Annotated in this window: 27 protein-coding genes; all 27 read left to right on the top strand. The window is 47.6% G+C overall.

Features of this window, described 5'->3' with window-relative positions:
* The first annotated feature begins 89 nt into the window (after positions 1-89).
* The 27 genes from fliI (at position 90) to F456_RS0100365 (ending at position 24,398) form a co-directional block, all read left to right on the top strand.
* Positions 90-1,409 (top strand): flagellar protein export ATPase FliI, encoded by a 1,320-nt coding sequence (gene fliI / locus F456_RS0100495; protein ID WP_018975033.1) that lies wholly within the window; start codon positions 90-92, stop codon positions 1,407-1,409.
* A 12-nt stretch (positions 1,410-1,421) separates the two neighbouring features.
* Positions 1,422-1,865, top strand: a complete 444-nt coding sequence (gene fliJ / locus F456_RS0100490; protein ID WP_026293559.1) for a flagellar export protein FliJ — start codon at positions 1,422-1,424, stop codon at positions 1,863-1,865.
* 40 nt (positions 1,866-1,905) lie between these two features.
* Positions 1,906-2,868: a MotE family protein gene (locus F456_RS0100485; RefSeq protein ID WP_018975031.1), complete on the top strand. Its 963-nt coding sequence runs from the start codon at positions 1,906-1,908 to the stop codon at positions 2,866-2,868.
* 34 nt (positions 2,869-2,902) lie between these two features.
* The gene (locus tag F456_RS0100480) at positions 2,903-4,264 is read left to right on the top strand and encodes a flagellar hook-length control protein FliK (RefSeq protein WP_229675597.1); all 1,362 of its coding nucleotides are present in this window, start codon (positions 2,903-2,905) and stop codon (positions 4,262-4,264) included.
* A 21-nt stretch (positions 4,265-4,285) separates the two neighbouring features.
* Positions 4,286-4,906 carry a flagellar hook capping FlgD N-terminal domain-containing protein gene (locus F456_RS21485; RefSeq protein WP_018975029.1) on the top strand — a complete coding sequence of 207 codons (621 nt, stop codon included), beginning with the start codon at positions 4,286-4,288 and terminating at the stop codon, positions 4,904-4,906.
* Position 4,907: 1 nt separating this feature from the next.
* Positions 4,908-5,282: a TIGR02530 family flagellar biosynthesis protein gene (locus F456_RS0100470; protein ID WP_018975028.1), complete on the top strand. Its 375-nt coding sequence runs from the start codon at positions 4,908-4,910 to the stop codon at positions 5,280-5,282.
* A 172-nt stretch (positions 5,283-5,454) separates the two neighbouring features.
* On the top strand, positions 5,455-6,273 hold the full coding sequence (flgG, locus tag F456_RS0100465; RefSeq protein ID WP_018975027.1) for a flagellar basal body rod protein FlgG: 819 nt from the start codon (positions 5,455-5,457) through the stop codon (positions 6,271-6,273).
* 70 nt (positions 6,274-6,343) lie between these two features.
* Positions 6,344-6,568 (top strand): flagellar FlbD family protein, encoded by a 225-nt coding sequence (locus tag F456_RS0100460; RefSeq protein ID WP_018975026.1) that lies wholly within the window; start codon positions 6,344-6,346, stop codon positions 6,566-6,568.
* Positions 6,565-7,029 carry a flagellar basal body-associated FliL family protein gene (locus F456_RS0100455; protein WP_018975025.1) on the top strand — a complete coding sequence of 155 codons (465 nt, stop codon included), beginning with the start codon at positions 6,565-6,567 and terminating at the stop codon, positions 7,027-7,029. Before F456_RS0100460 ends, F456_RS0100455 begins: the two co-directional genes overlap by 4 nt.
* Before the next feature lie 83 nt (positions 7,030-7,112).
* Entirely contained in the window at positions 7,113-8,111 is a 999-nt protein-coding gene (gene fliM, locus F456_RS0100450) for a flagellar motor switch protein FliM (protein WP_018975024.1), read from the top strand.
* Positions 8,101-9,435, top strand: coding sequence for a flagellar motor switch phosphatase FliY (gene fliY, locus F456_RS0100445; protein ID WP_018975023.1), 1,335 nt, complete (start codon positions 8,101-8,103; stop codon positions 9,433-9,435). Before fliM ends, fliY begins: the two co-directional genes overlap by 11 nt.
* Positions 9,436-9,463: 28 nt before the next feature.
* Positions 9,464-9,829 (top strand): response regulator, encoded by a 366-nt coding sequence (locus F456_RS0100440; RefSeq protein WP_018975022.1) that lies wholly within the window; start codon positions 9,464-9,466, stop codon positions 9,827-9,829.
* A gap of 16 nt (positions 9,830-9,845) precedes the next feature.
* Positions 9,846-10,388 carry a flagellar biosynthetic protein FliO gene (locus F456_RS0100435; RefSeq protein WP_018975021.1) on the top strand — a complete coding sequence of 181 codons (543 nt, stop codon included), beginning with the start codon at positions 9,846-9,848 and terminating at the stop codon, positions 10,386-10,388.
* Positions 10,385-11,158, top strand: coding sequence for a flagellar type III secretion system pore protein FliP (gene fliP / locus F456_RS0100430; RefSeq protein ID WP_018975020.1), 774 nt, complete (start codon positions 10,385-10,387; stop codon positions 11,156-11,158). The genes F456_RS0100435 and fliP overlap by 4 nt, the downstream gene beginning before the upstream one ends.
* Before the next feature lie 37 nt (positions 11,159-11,195).
* Positions 11,196-11,465, top strand: a complete 270-nt coding sequence (fliQ, locus tag F456_RS0100425) for a flagellar biosynthesis protein FliQ (RefSeq protein ID WP_018975019.1) — start codon at positions 11,196-11,198, stop codon at positions 11,463-11,465.
* A 12-nt stretch (positions 11,466-11,477) separates the two neighbouring features.
* Complete coding sequence (fliR, locus tag F456_RS0100420; RefSeq protein WP_026293558.1) at positions 11,478-12,278, top strand: flagellar biosynthetic protein FliR; 801 nt, start codon at positions 11,478-11,480, stop codon at positions 12,276-12,278.
* Positions 12,279-12,333: 55 nt separating this feature from the next.
* Complete coding sequence (flhB, locus tag F456_RS0100415) at positions 12,334-13,392, top strand: flagellar biosynthesis protein FlhB (protein WP_018975017.1); 1,059 nt, start codon at positions 12,334-12,336, stop codon at positions 13,390-13,392.
* Between the two features lie 23 nt (positions 13,393-13,415).
* The gene (flhA, locus tag F456_RS0100410; RefSeq protein ID WP_018975016.1) at positions 13,416-15,449 is read left to right on the top strand and encodes a flagellar biosynthesis protein FlhA; all 2,034 of its coding nucleotides are present in this window, start codon (positions 13,416-13,418) and stop codon (positions 15,447-15,449) included.
* Complete coding sequence (gene flhF / locus F456_RS0100405) at positions 15,446-16,870, top strand: flagellar biosynthesis GTPase FlhF (protein WP_018975015.1); 1,425 nt, start codon at positions 15,446-15,448, stop codon at positions 16,868-16,870. The genes flhA and flhF overlap by 4 nt, the downstream gene beginning before the upstream one ends.
* Positions 16,867-17,763 carry a MinD/ParA family protein gene (locus F456_RS0100400; protein WP_018975014.1) on the top strand — a complete coding sequence of 299 codons (897 nt, stop codon included), beginning with the start codon at positions 16,867-16,869 and terminating at the stop codon, positions 17,761-17,763. Before flhF ends, F456_RS0100400 begins: the two co-directional genes overlap by 4 nt.
* A gap of 33 nt (positions 17,764-17,796) precedes the next feature.
* Positions 17,797-19,314 (top strand): protein-glutamate methylesterase/protein-glutamine glutaminase, encoded by a 1,518-nt coding sequence (locus F456_RS0100395; RefSeq protein WP_018975013.1) that lies wholly within the window; start codon positions 17,797-17,799, stop codon positions 19,312-19,314.
* Between the two features lie 29 nt (positions 19,315-19,343).
* Entirely contained in the window at positions 19,344-21,428 is a 2,085-nt protein-coding gene (locus F456_RS0100390) for a chemotaxis protein CheA (RefSeq protein ID WP_018975012.1), read from the top strand.
* Between the two features lie 132 nt (positions 21,429-21,560).
* Positions 21,561-22,022 carry a chemotaxis protein CheW gene (locus tag F456_RS0100385; RefSeq protein WP_018975011.1) on the top strand — a complete coding sequence of 154 codons (462 nt, stop codon included), beginning with the start codon at positions 21,561-21,563 and terminating at the stop codon, positions 22,020-22,022.
* A 3-nt stretch (positions 22,023-22,025) separates the two neighbouring features.
* Complete coding sequence (locus F456_RS0100380) at positions 22,026-22,652, top strand: chemotaxis protein CheC (RefSeq protein WP_018975010.1); 627 nt, start codon at positions 22,026-22,028, stop codon at positions 22,650-22,652.
* Positions 22,645-23,142, top strand: a complete 498-nt coding sequence (locus F456_RS0100375; protein ID WP_018975009.1) for a chemotaxis protein CheD — start codon at positions 22,645-22,647, stop codon at positions 23,140-23,142. The genes F456_RS0100380 and F456_RS0100375 overlap by 8 nt, the downstream gene beginning before the upstream one ends.
* A gap of 3 nt (positions 23,143-23,145) precedes the next feature.
* Positions 23,146-23,607 (top strand): hypothetical protein, encoded by a 462-nt coding sequence (locus F456_RS0100370; protein WP_018975008.1) that lies wholly within the window; start codon positions 23,146-23,148, stop codon positions 23,605-23,607.
* A 2-nt stretch (positions 23,608-23,609) separates the two neighbouring features.
* Positions 23,610-24,398 carry a FliA/WhiG family RNA polymerase sigma factor gene (locus tag F456_RS0100365; RefSeq protein ID WP_018975007.1) on the top strand — a complete coding sequence of 263 codons (789 nt, stop codon included), beginning with the start codon at positions 23,610-23,612 and terminating at the stop codon, positions 24,396-24,398.
* Positions 24,399-24,443 lie beyond the last annotated feature (45 nt).

Genomic DNA, 24,443 nt, shown 5'->3' with positions numbered 1-24,443 from the left:
TCGATAAATAGCACTTTTTAGCCTTAGTGGTTTTTTTATAAGGGTGTAAAATGATGAATATAAAGCAACGACGGTATGGAGGTGAAGGGATGAAAGAAATTTTAGTCGACAAATACTTGGATCAACTGAGGCAGCTTGATCCGGTTCGAGTGAACGGTAAAGTCACACAGGTCATCGGGCTGATGATTGAATCAGAAGGACCAGATACTAGTATTGGCGAAGTTTGCTACATTTATCCTAACAAAACGTCACCTCCGCTTCAGGCCGAAGTTGTCGGATTTCGGGACAATAAAGTACTGCTGATGCCGCTTGGCGAACTGCAGTCAATCGGCCCGGGATGCGACGTTGTCGGCACGGGTAAGCCGCTTACCGTACAGGTCGGATCAGAATTGCTCGGCAAAGTGTTAGATGGACTTGGAAGGCCGCTGGACGGATCGCTGCTTCCGGCACGTATGGCTCATGCATCAACGTTTAATGCGCCGAGCAACCCACTGCAGCGGCCAAGAGTACAAGAACCGATCAGCGTTGGGGTTCGAGCGATTGACGGACTTCTTACAATCGGGAAAGGACAGCGGGTGGGCATCTTCGCCGGCTCGGGTGTCGGGAAAAGTACTTTGATGGGCATGATTGCTCGAAATACTTCAGCGGACATCAACGTTATTGCATTGATTGGAGAACGTGGACGTGAAGTACTCGATTTCATTGAACGGGATCTTGGTCCGGAAGGTTTAGCCCGATCGGTCGTTATCGTGGCTACTTCCGATCAACCCGCACTGGTTCGAATCAAAGGAGCTTTGATTGCAACAAGTATAGCTGAGTATTATCGGGATCGCGGAATGAACGTCATGATGATGATGGATTCGGTTACCCGATATGCAATGGCTCAGCGTGAAGTAGGATTGGCTGTAGGCGAGCCGCCGGCGATGAGAGGTTATACCCCTTCAGTATTCGCAAGCCTTCCGAAACTTTTGGAAAGGGCAGGAACGGGACCAACCGGTTCGATCACCGCTTTCTATACCGTGCTTGTCGACGGAGATGACATGAATGAACCGATTGCCGATGCGGTCCGGGGGATATTGGACGGACACATCGTTTTGAACCGGGGAATTGCTAACCGAGGACATTTTCCAGCGATTGATGTACTGGCAAGTATCAGCCGGGTTATGAAGGACATTTCGCCGGAAATACAAACAGATGCGGCCAACAACTTGAAGCGGCTGCTGTCGGTCTATAAGGAATCTGAAGATCTGATTAACATTGGTGCCTATCAGAGGGGCTCAAGCGCAGAGATCGATGAATCGATCGAGAATATCCAGAGGATCTGGGATTTCACCAAACAAAAGGTAAACGAAAAGACAACGCTGGATGAGTCGATAGAACGTTTAATCCAAGAATTTTCAAGGAGCTGACCTTAAGGAATGTTGAAATTCAACTACTCATTTCAAAAAGTCGTGGATCTGAAAACGAGTGAGAAAAGTCATGCAGAGATGAAACTTTCTTCGGCCATGGGAGAATTGCAGGCTGAGGAACAAACGCTGAGCCAGCTGTTCTCGGACAAAGATTCATTGTTCGACACTCTGCAAAATCAGACTGTAAACGCAGTTTCAGCTGTCCAACTCCAACAAATGCAGGATTATATCAATTACATCGATCAATGCATTCTTCAGAAGCGCCAAGATATTCAAAGTGCTCAAGTAAAAGTCGAAGAAAAGAAAGAACACCTTACAACGAAAATGTTGGATGAAAAGGTATGGCTGCAGGCTCGTGGTAAAGCGTTGGATTCTTTCCAAAAAGAAGAGATGCTGCGTGAGCAAAATACTCTTGACGAAATGGCAACGATTCGTTTTGTCTCTCGCGCCCGTTAAATCACCAGTAGGACAGCAATTGTAGAAGGAGGTCAAGTGCGTGGCAAAAACCGAAACCCAAGCCGATATGGGTTTGGAAGAAGAGTCGGGAAGTAAAGCAGGTCGGATTCTGTTGTTCGCAGTACCCATTCTGTTTGCAGTCGTGCTAGTTGGAGTACTGCTTACTGTGATGAACCCGAATGCGCGAAACACAGTACTGGAAACAGCTAATCAGATTCCGGTTGTCGGATCGCTTCTTCCCAAACCGACTTATACACCAGAGCAGCAGGCACAGCGTAAGGAAGAGCAGCAGGCGGCAAGTGCAGAAGCTACAATCAATCAGCTCAAAACTCAACTCGCACAGAAAAATGCTGAATTAAAAACGACTCAGCAGGCTCAAACTGATACGCAAACTCAGTTAGAAACTTTGCAGAAACAGCTGGAAGAGACTGAAGCTAAGCAGAAGGAAGAAGCAGAAGCGGCAGCTGCTGCAGAGCCAAAAGCTGAAGATAAGCCAAGCGATAAAGTCAAACAGCTGGCTCAAACTTACGGATCCATGAGCGCAAGCAAAGCAGCTCCAATCATACAGACGCTGACAGACGAAGAAATGGCCATGATTCTCAATGCAATGAATACGGAACAGCGTTCTGCAATTCTGCAAAAAATGACGGCCGATAAAGCGGCCAAAGTTTCAATTATGCTTAAAAACGCCGCTTCTGCAGCTCAACTTGAAAAAGCGGCCAACACGGCGCGTGCCGCAGTCAGCAGTTCGGATCAGTCTTCGCAAAAGACTCCTTCCACAAGCGGATCACTTAATCAAGATCAACTGAGTCAAACTTTTTCTTCTATGGATGCTGCCAGCGCGTCAGCACTGCTGACTCAGATGGCTAAGACCAATCAAGCAAAGGTACTGACAATTTTGAAATCGGTAGATGATGCTACACGATCCAACATATTGTCTCAAATGGCAAATACGGATAGTGAAACGGCCGCGTCTTTGGCCAATAAATTAATCGGCGGTTAATTTGGATTGAGGGAGGTGAAAAAACAAAGTGGGAATGACGATTCCGGGAATGACAGTAAGTGCAGCACCCGCTGCCACAAGTAAATCTCCTGTTGGTGCTACAGCGAGCGGAGCAGCTGCTGTATTTGGACAATCCCTTCAATTATTAATGGGAGCTGTAGGAACTGACAGTTCCGGAGGAGAAACAGCTGAGACACCGTCAAATCCTCTTTTGGCGGCGCTTCAGCAGTTGATTGCAGCAGCTGGAGTGTCTTCTGAGGAAGTCCAAAATGGAACTCCAGGCGACAATGTCAAACAGTTGGAAGCTAAATTGGAAGAACTTCTGGGACAGCTTGATGTGATTGACGAACAGCTGCTTGAAAATCCTCAGCTCGTGTCTATGCTGCAAAATTGGGTTCAACAAGCGCAGGTTCTGCTAAATGGACAGCAGAGTGAACCCCAGCTTCAAGAAGGACAACAGCAGTCAGCAAATGCAGTTGAAATGTTGGCTTCCAATCCGTCAACGTTAAAATTTGCGCTTCAGGATATAGTTGCACAATTAGTGGAACTGCAGAAAACCGCACAGACTGCCCCTGAATTGAAAGTGCAGGCTCAGCAGGCGCTGGCGGCGCTTGAACAAACGGTTCAAATGGCCGATGAAAACATAAGCCAAACAGCTGCCAAACAGCCAATACAGCAGGTAGTCCAAACGGAAGTTGTGCAAGATGAAAAACAATTGGCGGCGAAGACATTGGTTAAAGCTGAAGACCAACCGACTATTGCAGCAGCAAAGAATCAGTCCCAACAGTCCGGATCAGGTATGCAGCAGGATAGCGATTCGTCTCAAGAACAACAGCAGGACATCAAACCGCAGGGAACAATTACGGCAGGAGAATTGGCATTGCGGGCAAACGGCTTAACACCGGCCAAACCAGTCGAAGCTGTTCCTGTCAATCAGATGGCTAAAGAAGTAGAGAAACTGGTCGTAGACCGACTTCAGATTTTGCAGAAGCAAGGATTTACGGAAGCCAAGATTACCATGACTCCGGAGCATCTCGGCAAGGTTGATATTCGTATCACTATGCATGCCGGTCAGCTTGTCGCTCACTTCATTACTGAACATGCAGCTGCCAAAGATTTGCTGGAACAGCAAATGGTTCAGCTTCGCGGATCGCTTCAAGGGCAGGGATTGACGGTAGAACGATTGGAAGTTACACAAAGCTCCTCACTGCAGTCGCAGATGGATCATAATGGCGGTCAAGGAGGAAGCGGGCAACAGCAGGGGAAACGTTCGCGTTCGAAAGAAGAAAGTAGCGACGATGCCCGTTTGACAGCCGAGCTTGGCGAAGAACTTGGCGAGTGGTTGAGACAGAAGACGGCCGCGCAATCCGGAAGCTCATTTATAGCAGAAGCTTAACTCAGATAGGAGGTTATCTTTTTGGCAAACAGCTCGGTTTCGACATCAAATATTTGGCCTAATTATTCGGCGCAGAACGTACAAAATGCAGCTGCAAAAACTTCGAAAGATTCTGCAACAATGGGCAAGGAACAATTCCTGACAATTTTGATCGCACAGCTTAAAAACCAGGATCCTCTGGCTCCAATGGACAATTCTCAATTCACTGCCCAGATGGCCCAGTTTTCCTCCTTGGAGCAGCTGATGAACATGTCCACTCAGCTGACGCAAATGAATTCTTCAATGGGCACAGCTTCACAGCTTATCGGTCAAAAAGTTACATGGTACGATTCAGAAACGAGCAACTATTTGACAGGTAATGTCGCTTCCGTTCTTCAAAAAGACGGTAAAATGTTTGCAGCAGTAGGCGATTATTTGGTGCCGACTACCGATATCACAATGGTTGAAGCAGGCGGAGCGGAATCCGGCACTGCGGCGGAAACTCCAACAACATCTCAGGAGGCTGCAGCAGAAGATTCTTCAAGTTCTACAAACGAGCAGACTCAACCAGCTTCGGGACAGGAAGATGTGACGGCCCAATCTTCTCAAAACTCCGCAGAGGAGGCAGCCGGAACAGCTCAGTCCGGTGATAAGGAGGTGTAAAATGAATGACCCGATTCGTGTAGGCCAGTTATATCCGGCTAAAATTCCGCCGGGAACTTCGCGGAATCAAGCGGTCTCTACGCCCGGACGCGAAAATTTTCAGTCCGTACTCGAAGAGAAGCTGCTAAAATTCAGCGGGCATGCTTCAAAGCGGCTTGAGCAGCGAGGCATTGAATTCAATCCCGATCAGCTTCGCAAAATTGAAAGCGCGATTGATAAGGCGGCAGCTAAAGGTTCCAAAGAATCTCTGCTTCTTATGCAGGACATGGCTTTGATTGTAAATGTACGGAATCGTACAGTCGTTACTGCGGTTGACGGCAATTCCATGAAAGACAATGTATTCACTCAAATTGATAGTGCAGTCATTGTTTCCTAGTCTCACCGGCTGGCCCGATAGGAAGCCGAAGTACCGTGGAACGCATGAAGCGGTACAAAATAGCACTTTTAGCTAGGACTTTTTCTGACGAAAGAAAGTACAATGGAATAAGTTAAGTAACATATTGCAGGTAAAAATTAAAAGTGTGCGAAACCATAGGAGGAATCATTTAATGTTGAGATCCATGTATTCGGGCGTGTCGGGTATGAAAGGCTTCCAGACGAAATTGGACGTCATCGGTAACAATATCGCGAACGTAAACACGACCGGCTTCAAGTCTTCCCGCGTAATGTTCAAAGACATTTTGAGTCAGATGTCGGCAGGTGCTACAGCTCCTACAGACGAATCAGGCGGTTCGAATGCCAAGCAGATCGGTTTGGGTGTATCGATCGGATCGATCGATACATTGCACCTGGCTGGCAGCGCAATGACAACGAACAACCCGACAGACCTGCGGATCGATGGAGACGGATTCTTCGCAGTGGCTCTTGAATCCGGTGCCGAACCAGGTAACGTTTTCCTTACCAGAGCGGGAGACTTCCATGTAGATGGAGGGGGCAACTTGGTGAACTCTGATGGACTCTTCGTACTCAATACGGACAGTGAAGCTATTAATATCCCGCAAGGATCGAGTTTTTCTATCGGTAGTGACGGTACAGTATCTATTAGAGACGCTGAAGGAGAAGTAGATGCAGAGAACCGTTTGGCAGTTGTCGTAGTACGGAATCCGGAAGGCTTGGAGAAGGCTGGCGGCAACTTGTATCGTGTAGGGCAAAATGCAATGGGGCCTGAAATTGAGATTACACTTGAGGCAGATGAAGCAAACGCGATGGCGGGCAGCATCGTAGCCGGCCAACTGGAAATGTCGAACGTCGACCTTACGGGCGAATTCACTGAGATGATTACAGCACAGCGCGGTTTCCAAGCAAACTCCAGAATCATTACGACTTCCGATGAAATGCTGCAGGAAGTTGTTAATCTGAAGCGTTAATCGGATAATTAGCGGCGGAAAGGCTAGCTGATCAAATCCGCTTTTCCGTCAGCTTTACGGGAGGGAAACCATGATTCCAGTGACTCGTTTAAACGGATCTCCATTGTGGCTTAATGCGCTGCAGATTGAGACGGTAGAAGAAATGCCTGACACTTACGTTACATTGGTTAACGGCAAACGTATGATCGTGCTTGAGAAAGCCGCAGACGTTGTCAAGCTGATGACCGAATATTATGCCGCTATCGGCCTGCATACCGCTTCGGTGAAAGTGCAGAATACGGGGGAAGAAGAATGAAGAAACTTTTGCCATGGCTTATTACGATGCTTTTGGCGATTACGCTGATCGTTGTAGCCGTGTTCCTGGTACTGGGAAAAGGTGATGAGACGACAGCCGCATCTGCTGAAAAAGAAGCAGCAAAGCAGGAAAAACAGCTGTCTGCTAAAGATATCGTAGCAGTCAGTTCGGATATGACAGGAATCAAAACGAATTTGTCGGACCCTTCCTACATCGTTCAAGTAGATTTCTCTTTCCAGCTTGACAGCGCGAAAACAAAAGCGGAATTTGATACGATTAAGGATATTACTGTCAAACCGATCGTCTTGATGACACTGGCCGACATGGACCCGGAAAGCCTGGGTACGTCGAAAGGCAAAACGCAGCTAAACACAAAGCTTAAAAATCTCATTAACAAGTCGCTGCCGGAAGGCGAAGTTGTGAATGTTAACATCACCAACTTCATCCTGGCAAGTATCTGAACAGCGCAGCTTTGCGGTTCTCCGCGTAAGTTTATGGTCGCGTCCAAGGGCGCGGCCGTGTCTATTGGGAGGGGGTGAAAGGTTTGGTTGATGTATTATCACAAAATGAGATTGACGCTCTATTGGCTGCGCTATCTTCAGGCGAAATGGATGCCGATGAACTCAAAAAAGAAGACACACAGCGTAAAATTCGCTCTTACGATTTTAAAAGGGCTGTACGTTTTTCCAAAGACCATATTCGAAGCCTGACCCGAATTCATGAAAACTTTGCGCGAAATTTAACTACTTATTTCTCTGCTCAGCTTCGTACCTTCGTTCAAATCAGCGTCGTGCAGGTCGAACAGCTGCCTTACGACGAATTCATCCGCTCCATTCCGAAAATGACCGTTCTGAACATTTTCGAAGCGGAGCCGCTGGAAGGCCGAATGGTGCTTGAAGTGCATCCTAATATCGCCTATGCCATGGTGGACCGTATGCTGGGAGGCAGCGGGACGGCTCCACTTAAACCGGGAGCGCTCACCGAGATTGAGACGATGATTATGGAACGGATTTTCAGCAGGGCATTGGAAAATTTGCAAGAAGCTTGGAAGACAGTTTACGACATAACGCCAAGGATGGAAGCGTTGGAAACGAATCCACAGTTTATGCAGATTGTATCGCCCAATGAGACCATCGCACTGATCTCGCTCAGTACAAAAATTGGTGATACAAGCGGGATGATCAACCTGTGTATCCCCCACGTAGTCATCGAGCCTATTATGTCGAAATTGTCGGTACACCATTGGTTCGTATCGCAGAAAAAAGCGCGTGCTCCGGAAGAACTTGAAGCCTTGCGTCAACGGGTAACCCGCGCTGAGCTTCCAGTTATTGCTGAGCTTGGGCAGTCCCAACTGACGATTCGCGAATTTCTCAGTTTGTCTCAGGGAGACGTTATTACGCTAAATAAGGCTACCGAAGAAGGTCTCGCCATTAAAGTTGGAGAAAAACTGAAGTTTATCGGAAGCCCGGGTATGATTAAAGATCGGGTTGCCGTGCAAATCGACGAGATCGTCAACGAAGGAGTTGAAGAATTTGACGAGTAAAGATTATTTGTCCCAGGAAGAGATTGACGCATTGCTGCAGCAGTCTGGATCTGACGATGCAGACGTTCCTTCAGGTGCCGAACAGACCGTTGAGGATTTTCTGACTTCTCTGGAACAGGACGCGCTGGGTGAGATCGGGAATATCACTTTTGGGAGTGCGGCTACCGCATTGTCTACTCTCTTAGGCAGAAAAGTGGATATTACGACACCAAAAGTATCGGTTATTACAAGAAGCAAGTTTGAATCCGAATTTCCAAAGCCGCATGTTGCGGTGCACGTCAATTATGTTGACGGATTCCAGGGTATTAATTCTCTTGTAATCAAGCAAAGAGATGCCCAAATCATCGCCGATCTTATGCTTGGCGGAGAGGGAGATCCGCAGGATGAAGAGCTGAATGAAATCCATATCAGCGCCGTGCAGGAAGCTATGAACCAAATGATGGGCTCCTCCGCGACGTCCATGTCCACCATTTTCAACCGCTTTGTCAACATATCACCGCCGGCTATCGATATTTTGGACGTTAGCAACGGAGACGGAGTCAGTAACCTTCCGGCTGAAGAAACGTTAGTTAAAGTTTCTTTCCGGCTTCTGATCGGTGATCTGATCGATTCGACGATCATGCAGTTAATTACTATTGACTTTGCTAAAAGTATGGTTGGAATGCTTCTTGGAGGATCAGGAGATGAAGCGGAACCGGAGACACCAGCTCCGCAGCAGCCTCAGGCTTCCGCTCCTTCGCAGTCTGCAGCCGAACCGCAAATGCAGCCGCCGGCTCAGCAGGCTCCTTATCAAGACCCTTATGCAGCTTCACCGCAGCAGGGGCAGGGAATGCCACCTTACGGCATGCCGCCTTACGGAATGCCGGGACAGCCGCCGCAAGCTCCATATCCGGGTTATGGGGCACCAGGAGCCCAACCAGAGTATGGTATGCCTTATCCAGGATACGGGCAAATGCCTCCGCAGCAGCAGCCGAATCATTACGGGAATGCTCCTGGCCGCAACGTAAACGTCCAGCCGGTTCAATTCGGCAACCTTCAGAACGGCGGTTACGGTCAGGCGGATGAAAATAATTTGGGATTATTGATGGACATTCCCCTCAAAGTCACCGTAGAATTAGGAAGGACCCGAAAGCAGATTAAAGATATTCTGGAATTGTCCCAGGGATCTATCGTTGAGCTCGACAAGCTGGCGGGCGAACCGGTCGATATTCTGGTCAACAACAAGCTGATCGCCAAAGGTGAAGTCGTTGTCATCGACGAAAACTTTGGTGTTCGTGTCACAGATATTGTCAGCCAGTGGGACCGGATTCAAAACTTACAATAACGCAATCAACAGGGAGGATTTTTAATCAATGGCAAACCGTATTCTTATTGTGGACGATGCAGCTTTCATGCGCATGATGATCAGAGATATTCTTACAAAAAATGGATTCGAGGTTGTGGGCGAGGCACAAGATGGCTCACAAGCGGTAGAGAAATTCAAAGAACTTAAACCAGATCTAATTACAATGGACATCACAATGCCTGAAATGGATGGAATCGCTGCTTTGAAAGAAATTAAAAAACTTGATGCTGGAGCGAAAGTCATTATGTGTTCGGCAATGGGGCAGCAGGCCATGGTTATCGATGCAATCCAAGCAGGTGCCAAAGACTTTATCGTAAAACCGTTCCAATCCGACCGAGTTATCGAAGCGATCAACAAGACGCTCGGCGCGTAAGACGGGAACTTTGCCTATGTTTTTATTGAACGAAGAGCGGCCGAACTTTACGGCGGATACCGGCGTGTATTCCTATCTGGTATGGGTAATCTTCGTCTTGATTGCGATAGTTGCCCTTATCGTTTTTTTGATCCGCTACTTGGGCAAAAAAAACCGGGGCTGGTTCGGTGGCCGCTCTGTCCGTACACTTGGTGGAGTCGGCCTCGGCCAAAATAAATCGCTGCAAATTGTCGAAATCGGCGGCAGCATTTATTTGATCGGCGTCGGCGAGAATATCTCGTTAATCGACAAAATTTCCGGAGCAGAGGAAGTGGAGGAGCTTATTGCGGCACTTGAGCAGGAAACTGCCGGGCCCAATATTGCTTTGCCCGCCTGGGCGGAGAAACTTACATCCAGATTCCGAAGCGGAACAAGCACTCCCGCCGAAGCGGAAGAGCTTGAGTCGTCTTCGTTCCAGCAGCTGTTTGAAAATCGGCTGAAGGAAGCATCGGATCGCCGTCGCAAGGTCGACGATCTGTTGAAAAAAGATGAATCTGCTGACCGATCGAGGGAACCATGAAAAAAAAGTTAACGATTACGTTTGTACTGTTGATTGTATTTGTTTTTATTCATGTTTTGCCGTCCGCGCATGCGACCGGCACGGAGAACCCGATCCCAAATATCGATCTTCAGATAGGCGGCGATTCAGAAGGAGCTCCAGCAACAAGTACGTTATCAGTTCTGCTATTAATTACTGTCATTAGTATTGCGCCGGCTTTGCTGGTTCTGATGACAAGCTTTACCCGTATTGTCATTGTGCTCAGTTTCGTCAGAACGTCGCTCGGTACGCAGCAAATGCCGCCGAATCAGGTGCTCGTGGGACTGGCACTTTTTTTAACGCTTTTTATTATGTCTCCTACGTTGTCAGCAATTAACGATACAGCATTACAGCCTTATGTTCGTGGAGAATTGACACAGATGGAGGCCTTGGATGAAGCGGCCGTGCCAATGAAAGAGTTTATGTTCAAGCATACCCGGGAAAAGGACCTGCTGCTTTTCATGGACTATACCGGAGCGGAACAGCCTGAAAGCTTTGAAGATATTCCTTTGACAGTTCTGGTTCCGGCTTACGCTATAAGCGAGATGAAGACTGCTTTTCAAATGGGTTTTATGATCTATATTCCTTTTCTTGTAATCGATATTGTCGTATCGAGTACGCTTATGGCGATGGGGATGATGATGCTTCCGCCGACCGTCATTTCGCTGCCGTTCAAGATTTTGCTGTTCGTGCTTGTGGATGGTTGGTATCTGGTCGTCAAGTCGCTGCTTCTCAGCTTTGATACCGGCTGAGGCGCTGAAGATCGGATGAATTCGGGAGGGAAACGACATGGATTCAAATTTCATTATCGGTCTTGCAGGCGAAGCCGTGTACGTTGTGTTGAAAGCCAGTGCCCCAATGCTTACTCTGGGGCTTCTAGTTGGCTTGATTGTCAGTGTATTTCAGGCAACGACGCAAATCCAAGAGCAGACGCTCGCCTTCGTACCGAAGATTGTAGCCGTCATGCTATCGGTTTTGATCTTCGGTCCGTGGATTCTTAATACGCTGGTGGACTTTACGTACAACATTTTAAATAACCTGCATTTGTATATTGGGTAAGGCTGGTTCATGATGATTAATGTGATGCAAGCTTTTCCGGTATTTTTACTTATCTTTTGTCGGGTAACGTCCTTTTTCGTAGTAGCACCTTTAATCTCTTCTCGAAACGTACCGAACCGGTTCAAAATCGGTTTGGGGACCATAGTGGCGATTCTGATTTACCTCAGTTATGGGACTAATCAAGAAGCGGCATTTGACGAAGGCTACATTTTATTGGTTGTACGAGAAATTTTGATGGGTTTACTGCTCGGATTTGTCGCTTACATGTTTCTGATTGCCATTCAGCTGGCAGGCGCGGTACTTGATATCCAAATGGGTTTCGGTATGGCAAGCGTGTTTGATCCGACGACAGGAGCGGTTACGCCGTTAACAGGTCAATTCAAGTATATGATCGCAATGTTAATTTTTTTATCGATGAACGGTCATCATAGGCTGCTCGATGCAATTGTATACAGTTATAACTGGGTTCCGCTGGATAACGAATTATTTGTCAGAATTTATGATGGCAGTGTATCCGAGTTTTTTCTTAAGGTACTTGGAATGGTGATGGTGGTAGCGTTCCAGATGGCCGCTCCTATTGTCGTAGCTTTATTTTTAACAGACGTAGGTCTAGGCTTCCTGGCGAAAACGGCTCCGCAGTTCAATATATTTGTTATCGGTATTCCTATTAAAATTCTTGTCGGGCTTACGCTGCTTTTATTGTTAATGCCAAGTCTGACTTATATTTTCGATCATTTATTTTCACTTATGGCCCGATCCATGGAAGAACTATTGGGCACGGTTGGGGAAAGGCCCGGAGCGGGCGATCCATGACGGACAGCGAGAGGTGGCAGGAAGCTTGAAGCTTAGGCATACACTTGACCTCCAGATGTTTGCCGGAGAAAAGACAGAAAAAGCGACGCCGAAAAAACGGGAAGAAAGTCGCAAAAAAGGTCAAGTTGCGAAAAGTCAGGAACTTCCGGCGGCAGCAGTCTTAATTACGGCAATTGCTATTTTGATGATTTTCGGCAGCAATTTCCGGACGGTCATCACTCACCTGTTTACCGATACGTTCAGCAACAGGATGAATATGGACATTACGATTGACAATGTGATGATCATGATGATGCAGTATATGCTTGAAATTTTCAAACTTCTTGCTCCGATCTTTATCGCTGCCGTTTTGATCGCCATTATCGCCAGTTTTGCGCAGTATGGTCTCTTGTTCACAGGAGAAGGGCTCAAAATGAGATTCAGCAAGATGGATCCGATTAAAGGTTTTAAAAATATTTTCTCCATGCGATCAATTGTCGAGATGCTAAAATCGCTGCTTAAAATGACCATTATTGGAGTGCTGGTATATACTACCTTGCGAGGTGAAATTACCACCATTTCGAAAATGCACGCAATGTCTCTTGAAGATACGCTTGATTTTGCGGCTTCGGTTACAATTCTGCTCGGAATTAAGATTGGATCTGCACTGTTGATCCTCGGAGTATTCGATTTTATGTATCAAAAATACGAATTTGAAAAAGGAATTCGAATGTCCAAGCAGGACATTAAAGACGAGTATAAAAAAGCGGAAGGCGATCCGTTGATCAAAGGCAAAATCCGCGAACGACAGCGCAGGATGGCGATGCAGCGGATGATGCAGGACGTACCAACCGCTGATGTCATTATTACGAACCCAACGCATTACGCGGTAGCGCTCAAATATGATGGAAACCAAATGCAGGCTCCGGAAGTTGTAGCGAAAGGCAAAGATTTTGTTGCGCTGCGTATCAGGGAAGTTGCCAAGGAAAATGGCGTTATGATTATGGAAAATAAGCCGCTGGCACGTGCACTGTTTGCTCAGGCCGAAATTGGAGATAATGTTCCTGCCGATCTATTTCAGGCAGTGGCCGAAGTGTTGGCTTACGTATATAGGTTAAAAGGTAAAGTGAAGTAATCGAGCCCGGAAGGAGAAAAGATATGAAGAAAACGGACATAGTAATTCTTGCCGGAGTGTTGGGAATCGTCATGATGATGATCCTGCCGATTCCTACCTGGCTGCTTGACGTCCTGATCGTCATCAATATTGCGGTCGCAATGCTGATCATGCTGCTCGCTATGAGCACCAAAGAAGCACTGCAATTTTCAATTTTCCCGGCGCTGCTTCTGATCACGACATTGTTCCGTTTGTCGCTAAATATTTCGACGACAAAATTGATTTTGGGACAGGCGGATGCCGGATCGGTAGTAAGAACGTTCGGTGAATTTGTTGCGGGCGGCGAAATTGCGATTGGCTTTATCGTTTTCCTCATTCTGATTGCCGTTCAGTTTATCGTTATTGTAAAAGGTTCGGAACGCGTAGCCGAAGTAGGGGCGCGCTTTACGCTCGACGCGATGCCCGGTAAACAGATGAGCATCGACGCCGATCTGAACGCCGGCCTGATTAATGAACAGCAGGCGCGGGAAAGACGTTCCAAAATCGAGCGCGAAGCGGACTTCTACGGCGCAATGGACGGTGCAAGTAAATTCGTCAAAGGCGATGCAATCGCCAGTATTATTCTTCTTATCATTAACTTGGTCGGCGGCTTTATTATCGGTATGACGATTCACGGAATGGAGTTTTCAGACTCTTTGTCGACCTACTCCATTTTAACCATTGGGGATGGTCTGGTCAGTCAAATTCCTGCACTGTTGATTTCTACGGCATCCGGCCTGATTGTAACTCGAGCAACTTCGGAAGGCAATCTGGCGGACGATGTGGTAGGTCAGCTCTTCTCCTTTCCAAAGTTGCTGTACATTGTGGCTATTGCTATCGCTCTGCTTGGTTTCCTGACGCCAATCGAATGGTTCTCGACGCTGCCGCTTTCGATCCTGTTATTCTTTGCGGCGCGCCGCATGCAGACGAATTTGGAGAAAAAGCAAATTTCAGAAGAAATGCAGGAAGAAGAACAACAGATCGAAGAAGTACGCAGTCCAGAAAGTGTCATCAGCCTGCTTCAAGTGGATCCTATTGAATTTGAGTTTGGCTATGGTTTGATTCCGTTAGCTGATATGCAGCAGGGCGGCGACTTGCTGGACAGAATTATCATGATCCGCCGGCAGTGCGCATTGGAATTGGGACTTGTCGTTCCTGTCATTCGGATCCGTGACAACATCCAGCTCAGACCCAATGAATATATTATAAAAATCAAAGGTAATATTGTGGGTCGGGGTGAGCTGCTCCTCAATCATTATCTCGCAATGAGTCCAGGCTTTGATGACGAAAGTATTACCGGCATTGAAACGATGGAACCTGCATTTGGCCTTCCGGCGCTTTGGATTGACGAAGCAACCAAGGAGCGGGCAGAATTGTCGGGTTATACGGTTGTAGATCCGCCTTCTGTCGTCGCAACACATTTGACCGAGCTGGTTAAGCGGCATGCACATGAACTGCTTGGCCGTCAGGAAACAAGAGCGTTGGTTGATAATCTGAAGGAAAACTATCCGGTTCTGGTGGATGATCTTATTCCTTCGACCCTGGCAATTGGCGATGTTCAAAAAGTGTTGGCAAAGCTTCTCAAAGAAAAAATCTCTATCCGCGATATGGTCACCATTTTTGAAACGTTGGCTGATTACGGAACTTATACCAAAGATCCGGACATTCTAACCGAATATGTGCGTCAGGCACTATCCAGACAAATTACTCAGCAGTTTACCCAACAGGGAGAAACCATGCGTGTCATTACTGTCGGTCCAAATTTGGAGAAGAAAATTGCGGAAAGCGTTCAGCAAACGGAACAGGGAAGCTACCTTGCGCTTGATCCGGTATCGACGCAGACCGTTTATCAGAGGTTGACCGAGCAGGTAAACCGCTCCATTCAGTCGGGTCAGCAGCCAATACTGCTTGCCTCACCGACAATACGTATGTACATGCGCCAAATTATTGAGCGTACGATGCAGGATATTCCGGTGCTCTCCTACAGTGAACTTGAACCGAGCGTCGAAATTCAAAGTGTCGGAGTGGTGAACTTATGATCGTAAAACGTTACGTAGTGGAGACCATGATTGAAGCGATGCAAAAAATTCGTACTGATCTTGGATCGGATGCCGTTATTCTAAGTACAAAAGAAATCAAGGTAGGCGGGATATTCGGTTTATTTGGTAAAAAAAAGCTTGAAGTTGTGGCTGCTCTGGAGAGTACAAAAAAGGAACCCGAGCCTGCTCGCCCTACTGCGGAAGCAAATTCGGTGCCCCCTCCGGCAGCTATTCCGCGAAGTGCCGGAGCAGGAGCTTATCAACGGGCAAGCGCTGCCGCTAATTCTTCGAAATCTACAGCAGAATCGACAAAAAACGAGCTCAAAACCGAAAAAAACGTCAAATCTGCGCCATCAGAATCAGGTCTTGAGAACCTATATATAAAACCTGAGGCCCAATCGACCGATAATTGGACTAACGGGATTATTCCGACTGAAGGTTCTTTGGAACAAAGGCCGGGATTTTATGAAGAACCCGTTTCATCTCCTCTTTCCGAACAGCAGCGTCAATTAGAGCGCAGCATCCGCGAACACCGGGAAGAACGGGTACAAGATAAGGAGGGTCGTCTGTACGAAGAGCTGCATCAAATGCGGCTTATGATCGACAAGTTATCTAAAAGTAAAGATGAGTTGGCTCCGCTGCCGGAAAATTTGGAAAAGCTGCTTGAACGCTTGCGGGAACAAAATGTAGAAGAAGAGCTTGTCGAAGAATGGCTGGAAATGGTTAGGGAAGAGCCGGATTTAACGTTTTCCGAATCGTCTGCTGACAAACTTCAAGAGAAAATTCGTACCTTTGCAAAAGAGCGCGAAGGTGGCGGGATTGAAAAAGAAACTCGGATCGTTTATGTTGCCGGTCCTACCGGCGTAGGGAAAACAACGACGATTGCCAAAATGGCTGCCGAGCAAATGTTTAAGCATAAGCGAAAGGTAGGCTTTATCACTTCGGATACCTATCGGATTTCTGCAATCGAGCAGCTTCGAACGTATGCCTCTATTTTGAATGTTCCGCTTGAAGTCGTACAATCGCCGGGAGATTTGCAGCGCGCTTTTCAGAAGCTTGAAAACTGCGATCTGATTCTGATGGATACGGCCGGGCGGAACTACAGAAATGAGCTGCTGGTTTCGGAGCTGCAAGCGTTAATCGCTCCTGTCGAACGCAGCGAAACTTATCTGGTATTGAGTCTAACTTCCAAATATAGGGATATGGCTGAGATTACAGATAATTTCAGCCAGTATAGACTCGACAAAATTATTTTCACCAAAGCTGATGAAACGGGCAGCTTTGGAAGTATTTTCAGTCTTCTGCATCGCTATCCGCTCAAGTATTCTTACATCACGAATGGGCAAAACGTGCCAGATGATCTGCTGCTTCCTGGCGGAGATCTGCTCGCTAGCCTTCTGCTGGGAGAGCAAACGTTATGACTGATCAGGCCGCGGCGCTCAGGGAACTGATTTCTTCTCTTCGCACCGATCCATCGAGGCAGCAGGACTCTTCCGGAACTTCGGGGAAAACGGCCCATGTCGTCGCCGTAACTAGTGGAAAAGGGGGCGTCGGCAAGTCGAACTTTACCTTGAATTTTGCGTTGGAGCTGCAAAAGCTTGGGCAAAAGGTGCTTGTTTTTGATGCCGATATCGGAATGGCAAACATCGACGTTTTGATGGGGGTCCGTTCACGGTATAACCTGTTTCACCTGTTAAAGCGAGAAAAGAGTATAAGCGAGATTATCCAAGTCGGGCCGAATTCGCTGCCTTTTGTTGCAGGAGGTTCAGGCCTGACAGAATTGTTTTCGCTTTCTGAAGAAGATCTGCTGTACTTTACACATCAGATTGAAGAGGTCGCGCAGGATATGGATTATATTCTGTTCGATACCGGAGCTGGGTTGTCGAAAGAAACGATCCGCTTTATTACCGCTTCTGATGAGTCTATTGTCGTCACCACACCGGAGCCGACTTCAATTACCGACGCTTATGCATTGGTCAAGGTTGTTCACGATTTGGAAGAGACAGCTCGCTTTCGTCTGGTTGTTAATCGGGCTTCAAATCGTCGGGAAGCTCAACAGACTGCAGATAAGATTAGACTTGTAGCAGATCAATTTTTGCATTTGGATATTCCTCTTCTCGGTCACATCAGTGACGATTCTCATGTCAGTCAAGCGGTCAAAAAGCAAACGCCTTTCTCGATCCGCTTTCCTAACAGCCAGGCTTCAAAAGATATTCAAGAGCTCGCATTCCGATACACGCAGCGTTCCATGCAGATTCGATCCGATTCACCGAAGGGGATCAAAGGCTTTGTAAGCAGACTATTAAAACGGTGAAATTGATTCTGGAGCAGGACAGGAGTTGAAGTTATGACGCCATACCGGGTGCTTGTGGTCGACGATTCCGCATTTATGCGGAAAATCGTGTCCGACCTGATCGAGAGGGACGTATCGTTTACCGTTGTCGATACGGCAACAAATGGGCGGGAAGCCGTTGAGAAAATCACGAAAATCAAACCAGATATTGTAACAATGGATGTAGAAATGCCCGAGATGAACGGACTTGAATCGTTAAAGCGTATTATGCGCGCTTATCCGCTGCCGGTAATCATGCTGTCGGGTATTAACGAAGAAGGAATGCGCGAGACAATTATGGCTCTTGAAGCGGGAGCATTCGATTTTATTCGTAAACCTTCTGTATCCAGCTCGCAGGACATCCAGGCAGTCGGAGAGACACTGCTTCGCCAACTTCATGCAGCGGTTCACGATTCGACTTGGACCAAAGACAAACCGGCTCTTGCACAGCCTTCGGCGGCATTGATTGAAGAAGCTGCTGGAACGCAAAGTCTTGACGAGACAACCGTGGTTCCACCTGAAGTACGACGGAAGGAAGAACGCTCTACAGAAATGCTGCGGGCCAAAATTGAACCGGCTGCCGCACAGGATGAGCGGACACGTACGGATCGGCTCATAGGGGGAGCAGCCGCGCAGCGAAGCGCATCATCTGTGCCAAAACCAAAAGCGGCAGTGTCTCCGCCGCCTGCGCCTCTTCAGCCGCCGCGTCCTCCGGTTCAAGAAAAATCCGTACGTGAAGAGAAAAAGCAGGAACGACAGGTTCACCCTCGCCCGGCGGCAAAGCCGGTACCGCGGTCAGAACCTCCTGCAGCACCAGTTAAAAAAAATACGGTCGCGCCAGTTCAATCTTTAAAAAGTCAGGTTTCAAAAAATCAGGTCTCAGAACGCAAAACGCCGGAACGTCCGGTTTCACCTCCGCCAAATGTATCCCGTTCGTCAAGCGGAGGAGACACAATCGACCAGATTGTTGCTGTCGGTTGTTCAACTGGAGGGCCGAGAGCGCTGAAAGAGCTGTTGGAAAACATACCTGCTTCGTTTCCAGCGCCGATTGTAATTGTACAGCATATGCCGCCAAAGTTTACCCACTCACTGGCACAGAGACTAAATACGCTGAGCCCGCTTAATGTAGTGGAGGCCGAGCACGGTATGCCGCTGCGTAAAGGAACAGCTTACATTGCGCCTGGCGGTCAGCATTTGCTTGTCAAACGTTCAGGCAGCGGACAATTCGCTATCGAGCTGTCCGACGCTCCGCCGCAAAATGGTCACAAACCTTCAGTGGGAGCCATGTTCGATTCTATACAAGGATATGGTGATATTCGTAGACATGCGGTTATTATGACCGGAATGGGCAGCGATGGAGCTAAAGAAATGAAAAAACTTTACGACTCGGGAATTTCCACTACGATTGCAGAAAGCGAAGAGACCTGCGTGGTTTACGGCATGCCTCGCTCGGCTGCCGAATTAAACTGTGTGATGCACCTGCTTCCGCTGCCGCAAATTGCTACAAAATTAAACCAGGTCGTCAAAACTTAACTGCACTTTAATGGAGGAGGTGTCTCGCAATGGACATGAACCAATATTTATCCATGTTTATTGATGAGTCGAATGATCATCTACAATCGTTAAATGAAAAAATGATGGAGCTGGAAAGCAGTCCTGAGGATATCGGGATTGTACAAGTTATTTTCCGTTCCGCGCATACGTTGAAAGGTATGGCGGCTACAATGGGCTTTGAAGACCTTGCGGCCTTGACTCACCAGATGGAGAACGTTCTTGATCTCGTCCGCAATGACAAGCTGAAAATGCAAAACTTCATTTTCGATACCTTGTTTAAGAGCCTTGATGCGCTGGAAGCAATGGTTCAGGATATTACCCAGGGGGGCGAAGGTAAAGCGGACGTCACTTCAATCGTGGAAGCTCTGCAAGCAATCGTACGAGGCGAAGTGCCGGGCGGGGAGAGCGCATCAGCTGCTTCCTCAGAAACAAAGCCCGCCGCTGCCGGAGCTGTAATGTCCAAAGAACAGGTTCAACTCGACGAATTTCAGCACTCGATTCTCGAACAGTCGCTTGCAGCAGGACATCGGGTACTGTATATCGAAGTTTCTATTCGGGAGGATTGCCAGCTAAAAGCTGCGCGGGCCTATATGGTCTTTGATCTATTGGAACGAAGCGGGGAAGTTGTGAAATCCCATCCGACGGTTCAGGACATTGAGCAAGAGAAATTTGATCGCAGCTTCTCGCTCTATTTCATTACCGAGAAAGAGCCGGAAGAATTGCACGCCATGATTTTGAACCTGTCTGAAATTGAAGATGCCAAATTGACTCCAATCGATTCTGATACGCTGGTACAGCTGACGGAGAAGCAGGAGGAAGTCAAAGCACCTGTAGAGGTTGAAGCTGCTTCGATTGAACCGGCTGCAGCTTCGGCGGACAACACATCCGCTCTTGTAAGCGACAAGGACAAGCAGCCGGCTGCCAAAAAGGTCGTTGCTGCGCCATCCCGTACAATCCGTGTTGATATTGAGCGTTTGGATGTGCTGATGAATCTGTTTAGTGAACTGCTGATTGATCGTGTCCGTTTGGAACAGCTGGCAACGGAAATCAAGAATCAGGAATTAAGCGAATCTGTCGAGCATATGGGCCGCGTCAGCAGTGATCTGCAGAATATCGTAATGAAGCTGCGGATGGTCGCAATCGATACCGTATTCAACCGCTTCCCGCGGATGGTACGCGATCTGGCAAAGTCCTTGGGTAAAAAGCTTGATCTGGTCATTACCGGAGCTGAAACCGAACTTGACCGAACCGTAATTGACGAGATTGGCGATCCGCTGGTCCATCTGCTTCGCAACTCTGTCGATCACGGCATCGAATCAATTGCTGAACGGATTGCAGCAGGTAAGCCGGAAACGGGAACCGTAAACTTGCGGGCTTTCCACAGCGGCAATCATGTCTTTATCGAAATCCAGGATGACGGCAAAGGAATCGACCGTAACAAGATTCTGGCATCGGCGATTAAAAAGGGCGTTGTAACGGAAGATGAATCGCGTTCGATGACGGATGAGCAGGTTTATCAGCTGCTCTTCGCGCCGGGATTCAGTACGGCAGAGAAAATTTCGGACATTTCGGGACGCGGTGTAGGCCTCGATGTCGTAAAGTCCAAGATTTCATCGCTTGGAGGTCACGTCATGGTAACGTCGACGCTTGGCGAGGGAACACTGTTCTCCGTCCAACTGCCATTGACGTTGTCCATTATCTCCGCAATGATGATTCGTCTGGGTTCCGAAAAATATGCGATTCCGCTGTCCTCTATCGTAGAAACCGGCATTATTCGCAAAGAGCAGGTTCGCAGCGTACATGGAAGCAAACTCATTCCGTATCGCGATGCGCATATCCCGCTTATGTCGTTAAGCCGCTTCTTCGACGCTCCGGACTATAACGAAGACGATGAAGAAGAAACAGAAATCGTCGTTATTCGTAAGGGCGATCGCTTGGCTGCTCTAGCTATCGATTCTTTCATCGGCCAAAATGAAATTGTTATCAAAAACCTGGGGAAATACTTACCTCAGGCTCAGGGGATCTCCGGTGCTACAATACTCGGAGACGGTCAAGTCGCTTTGATTCTCGATCCGAACGCACTTATTAAATGATCGGAGCCAAGTTCCTTGGCCGGGTTTAAATCAGCTTCCCAATTGTCATCCATTCTAGAAAATAAGGATGAAAGTGATAAGCGGAATCTAAAATACGGTCAAGGAGTCAGGCTCGATAAAGGGGGATTTTTTATGGCAGAACAAATTAAGGTAATTGTCTTTGCATTGGGTAATGAAGAGTACGGTATCGACGTAGATAAAGTGCGTACGATTGAACGCATGATGCCGATAACCCGCGTACCTAAGACCTACTCATTCATCAAAGGGGTAATTAACCTGCGCGGAGTCGTCATTCCGGTCATCGACCTGAGAGGACGCTTTAACCTGGAAGAAACGGAATATACGGATCAGACCCGGATCATCATTGTCGCTGTAGGCGAAATGGAAGTCGGCTTCATTGTCGATGCGGCCAACGATGTTGTTGACCTGGATCGCGATAATATCGATTCCCCGCCGGAAGTAGTTGGAGGCGTCAAAGCCAAGTATTTGGATGGTGTAGCCAAGGTTGGTGAAGATCGTCTGCTGATTATGCTTAATCTGGCAGAAGTGTTGAGTCGTGGTGAAATGACACACCTCGAGCAGTTAGAGGACTAAGGAATGGAAATCTTTTCGAAACTCGAAGGATTCAAGCTTGACGTATTGAAAGAAGTCGGCAATATTGGAGCGGGACATGCTGCAACTGCACTGTCCCAGCTGCTTAACAAACCGATCGATATGGGTGTTCCAAAAGTGCAGCTTCTTCCCTTTGAAGATATCGCAGAGAAGGTCGGAGGCGCGGAAAAAATTGTGCTGACCGTTTTCTTTAGAGTCGAAGGTGATGCTCCAGGCAATTTGTTTTACATTATGGCACCGGAAGCAGGAAAGTCCCTGCTTCATCGGCTTGGAGGCTTCGAACCGACCGAAGGGTTGGATCTGACCGAAATGGAGCAGTCGGCACTTGGAGAAATCGGCAATATCTTGGCAGGTTCCTATCTGTCTTCATTAGCGGATTTCACTAACTTGTCGATGTCTCCTACCGTTCCGGCGCTTGCACTGGACATGGCAGGGGCTATCCTCAGTTATGGGATGATTCAGTTTGGTGAAATGGGAGACGCTGCACTGCTGATTGACACAACCTTTGTGCAAGGGAACGATGAGGTTGAGGGACAATTTTTCCTCATTCCGGATCCGGAGTCGTTTGATAAAATTTTTACTGCGCTTGGAGTTCCGTTAGATAATGATTGAAGGACAGAATCTGGTAAAAGTCGGTATGGCCGATCTCAACGTTGTCGGGAATTCCGGAATTCTTCGTACAACGGGACTCGGTTCCTGCGTCGGTCTGACGCTGTATGATCCGCAGATCAAAGTAGCGGGTATGGCTCATGTGATGCTTCCTTCATCGGAGATTGCACGTGAAAGCCAAATCAATATTGCTAAGTATGCGGATACCGCACTGCCAGATTTGGTCGACAAAATGATCGGACTTGGAGCGTCTAAACGCCGACTAGTCGCCAAGATGGCTGGAGGCGCACAAATGTTTGCATTCGCCGGGAGTGGAGATACAATGCGTATCGGCCCTCGTAACGTCGAATCATGCAAGGAAATGCTTAAAAAACTTGGCATTTCCCTGCTTGCCGAAGATACGGGAGCAAATTACGGTCGAACCATTGAAATTAGTTCGGACACAGGAATTTTGACCATACGGAGTGTTCAAAAAGGGGTAAAGGAATTGTAGCTGATGAAGGGAACCATACGAGTAAATCTGATATTCGCTTTGATCGGATTTGTTATTACTTTTTTATTTGCGATCCGAACGAATCTCCCCGTGACCAGTTTGATCCGGGGGGGCATCGGAGCGTTAGTCTGGTTTCTTCTAGCCTTTCTTTTTCGCATCGTACTTGGAGCACTCGAGCCGCTGCCTAAAGATAATCCGGTTGGCAATTCTGCGCCGCCGGATAAGGCTTCGGATGATGAGGTGCGCGGTGCCAGACTCGATATGGTAACACCGGATGAGAGCGACGAGCTGAATGATTTATTGAAACCGAATGCGGATAAGACTCGGAATATCGAAGAGCGAACGGTTCAAGAAAACGATTTTCAGCCGCTCAAACCGCCGAAACTAGTATCGATGAAAGATAAGGATGCCGAAGAACTGGCGAAAGCCGTACGTCATCTCACGGAAGATGAAGGAGGGAGATAGCAATGGATGAACGCAAATCCGGTCAGTTGAACCATCTGGATTTATGGATCCGCTGGAAAGAACATGATGATATCGAGGCTAAGAAGAAACTGATCGAGAATCACTTATCCATTGTCGATTACGTCTCTTCGCGGCTTGCGGTTGGGCTCCCGAAAAATGTTTCCAAAGACGATCTGGCAAGCAATGGAGTCATGGGACTGATCGACGCGATTGAGAAATTTGATTATAAAAGAGGTTTACAATTTGAAACGTATGCTTCGTGGCGTGTGCGCGGCGCTATTCTAGACGGGCTGCGGCAGGGTGATTGGGTGCCTCGTTCCGTAAGAGAAAAAGCGAAGAAAATTGAAGAAGCCTATCAAAAGCTTGAACAAGAAAATATGCGCGGTGCTTCGGATAAGGAAATGAGCGAATTTTTGGGTGTATCCGAGAAAGAGTTCCATCAAATGCTTCAGGATGTCTCGGTCATGTCTCTGGTGTCGCTTGAAGATCCAATTCGTGAAGAAGAATCGGAGACCCGTATATCTGTTTTGGTTGACGAAAAAGCAAAAAATCCGGACCATAAAGTAAATGAGTTTTATTTAAAAGAGGCGTTGGCTAAGGGCATTGAAAAACTGACAGATAAAGAGCGGATTGTTGTGTCGCTCCTTTATTATGAAGATCTGTCGCTCAGCGAAATTGCCGAAGTAATGTCCCTTTCGCCTTCCCGGATTTCGCAGCTGCATTCCAAAGCGATCCTACGTTTGCGAGGAGCGTTAGATAAGCAAAAAGGCCTGCTAATGCAGGACCATTAAGCTTAAAGGGAGCTTTTAAGCAGGTTTCGATCTGTCAACAAAGCA

The organism is Saccharibacillus kuerlensis DSM 22868 (genome assembly GCF_000378145.1).
Taxonomy (GTDB): Bacteria; Bacillota; Bacilli; order Paenibacillales; family Paenibacillaceae; genus Saccharibacillus; species Saccharibacillus kuerlensis.
The sequence above is the reverse complement of the archived record's forward strand: the minus strand, read 5'-3'. Positions and strand labels throughout refer to the sequence as shown.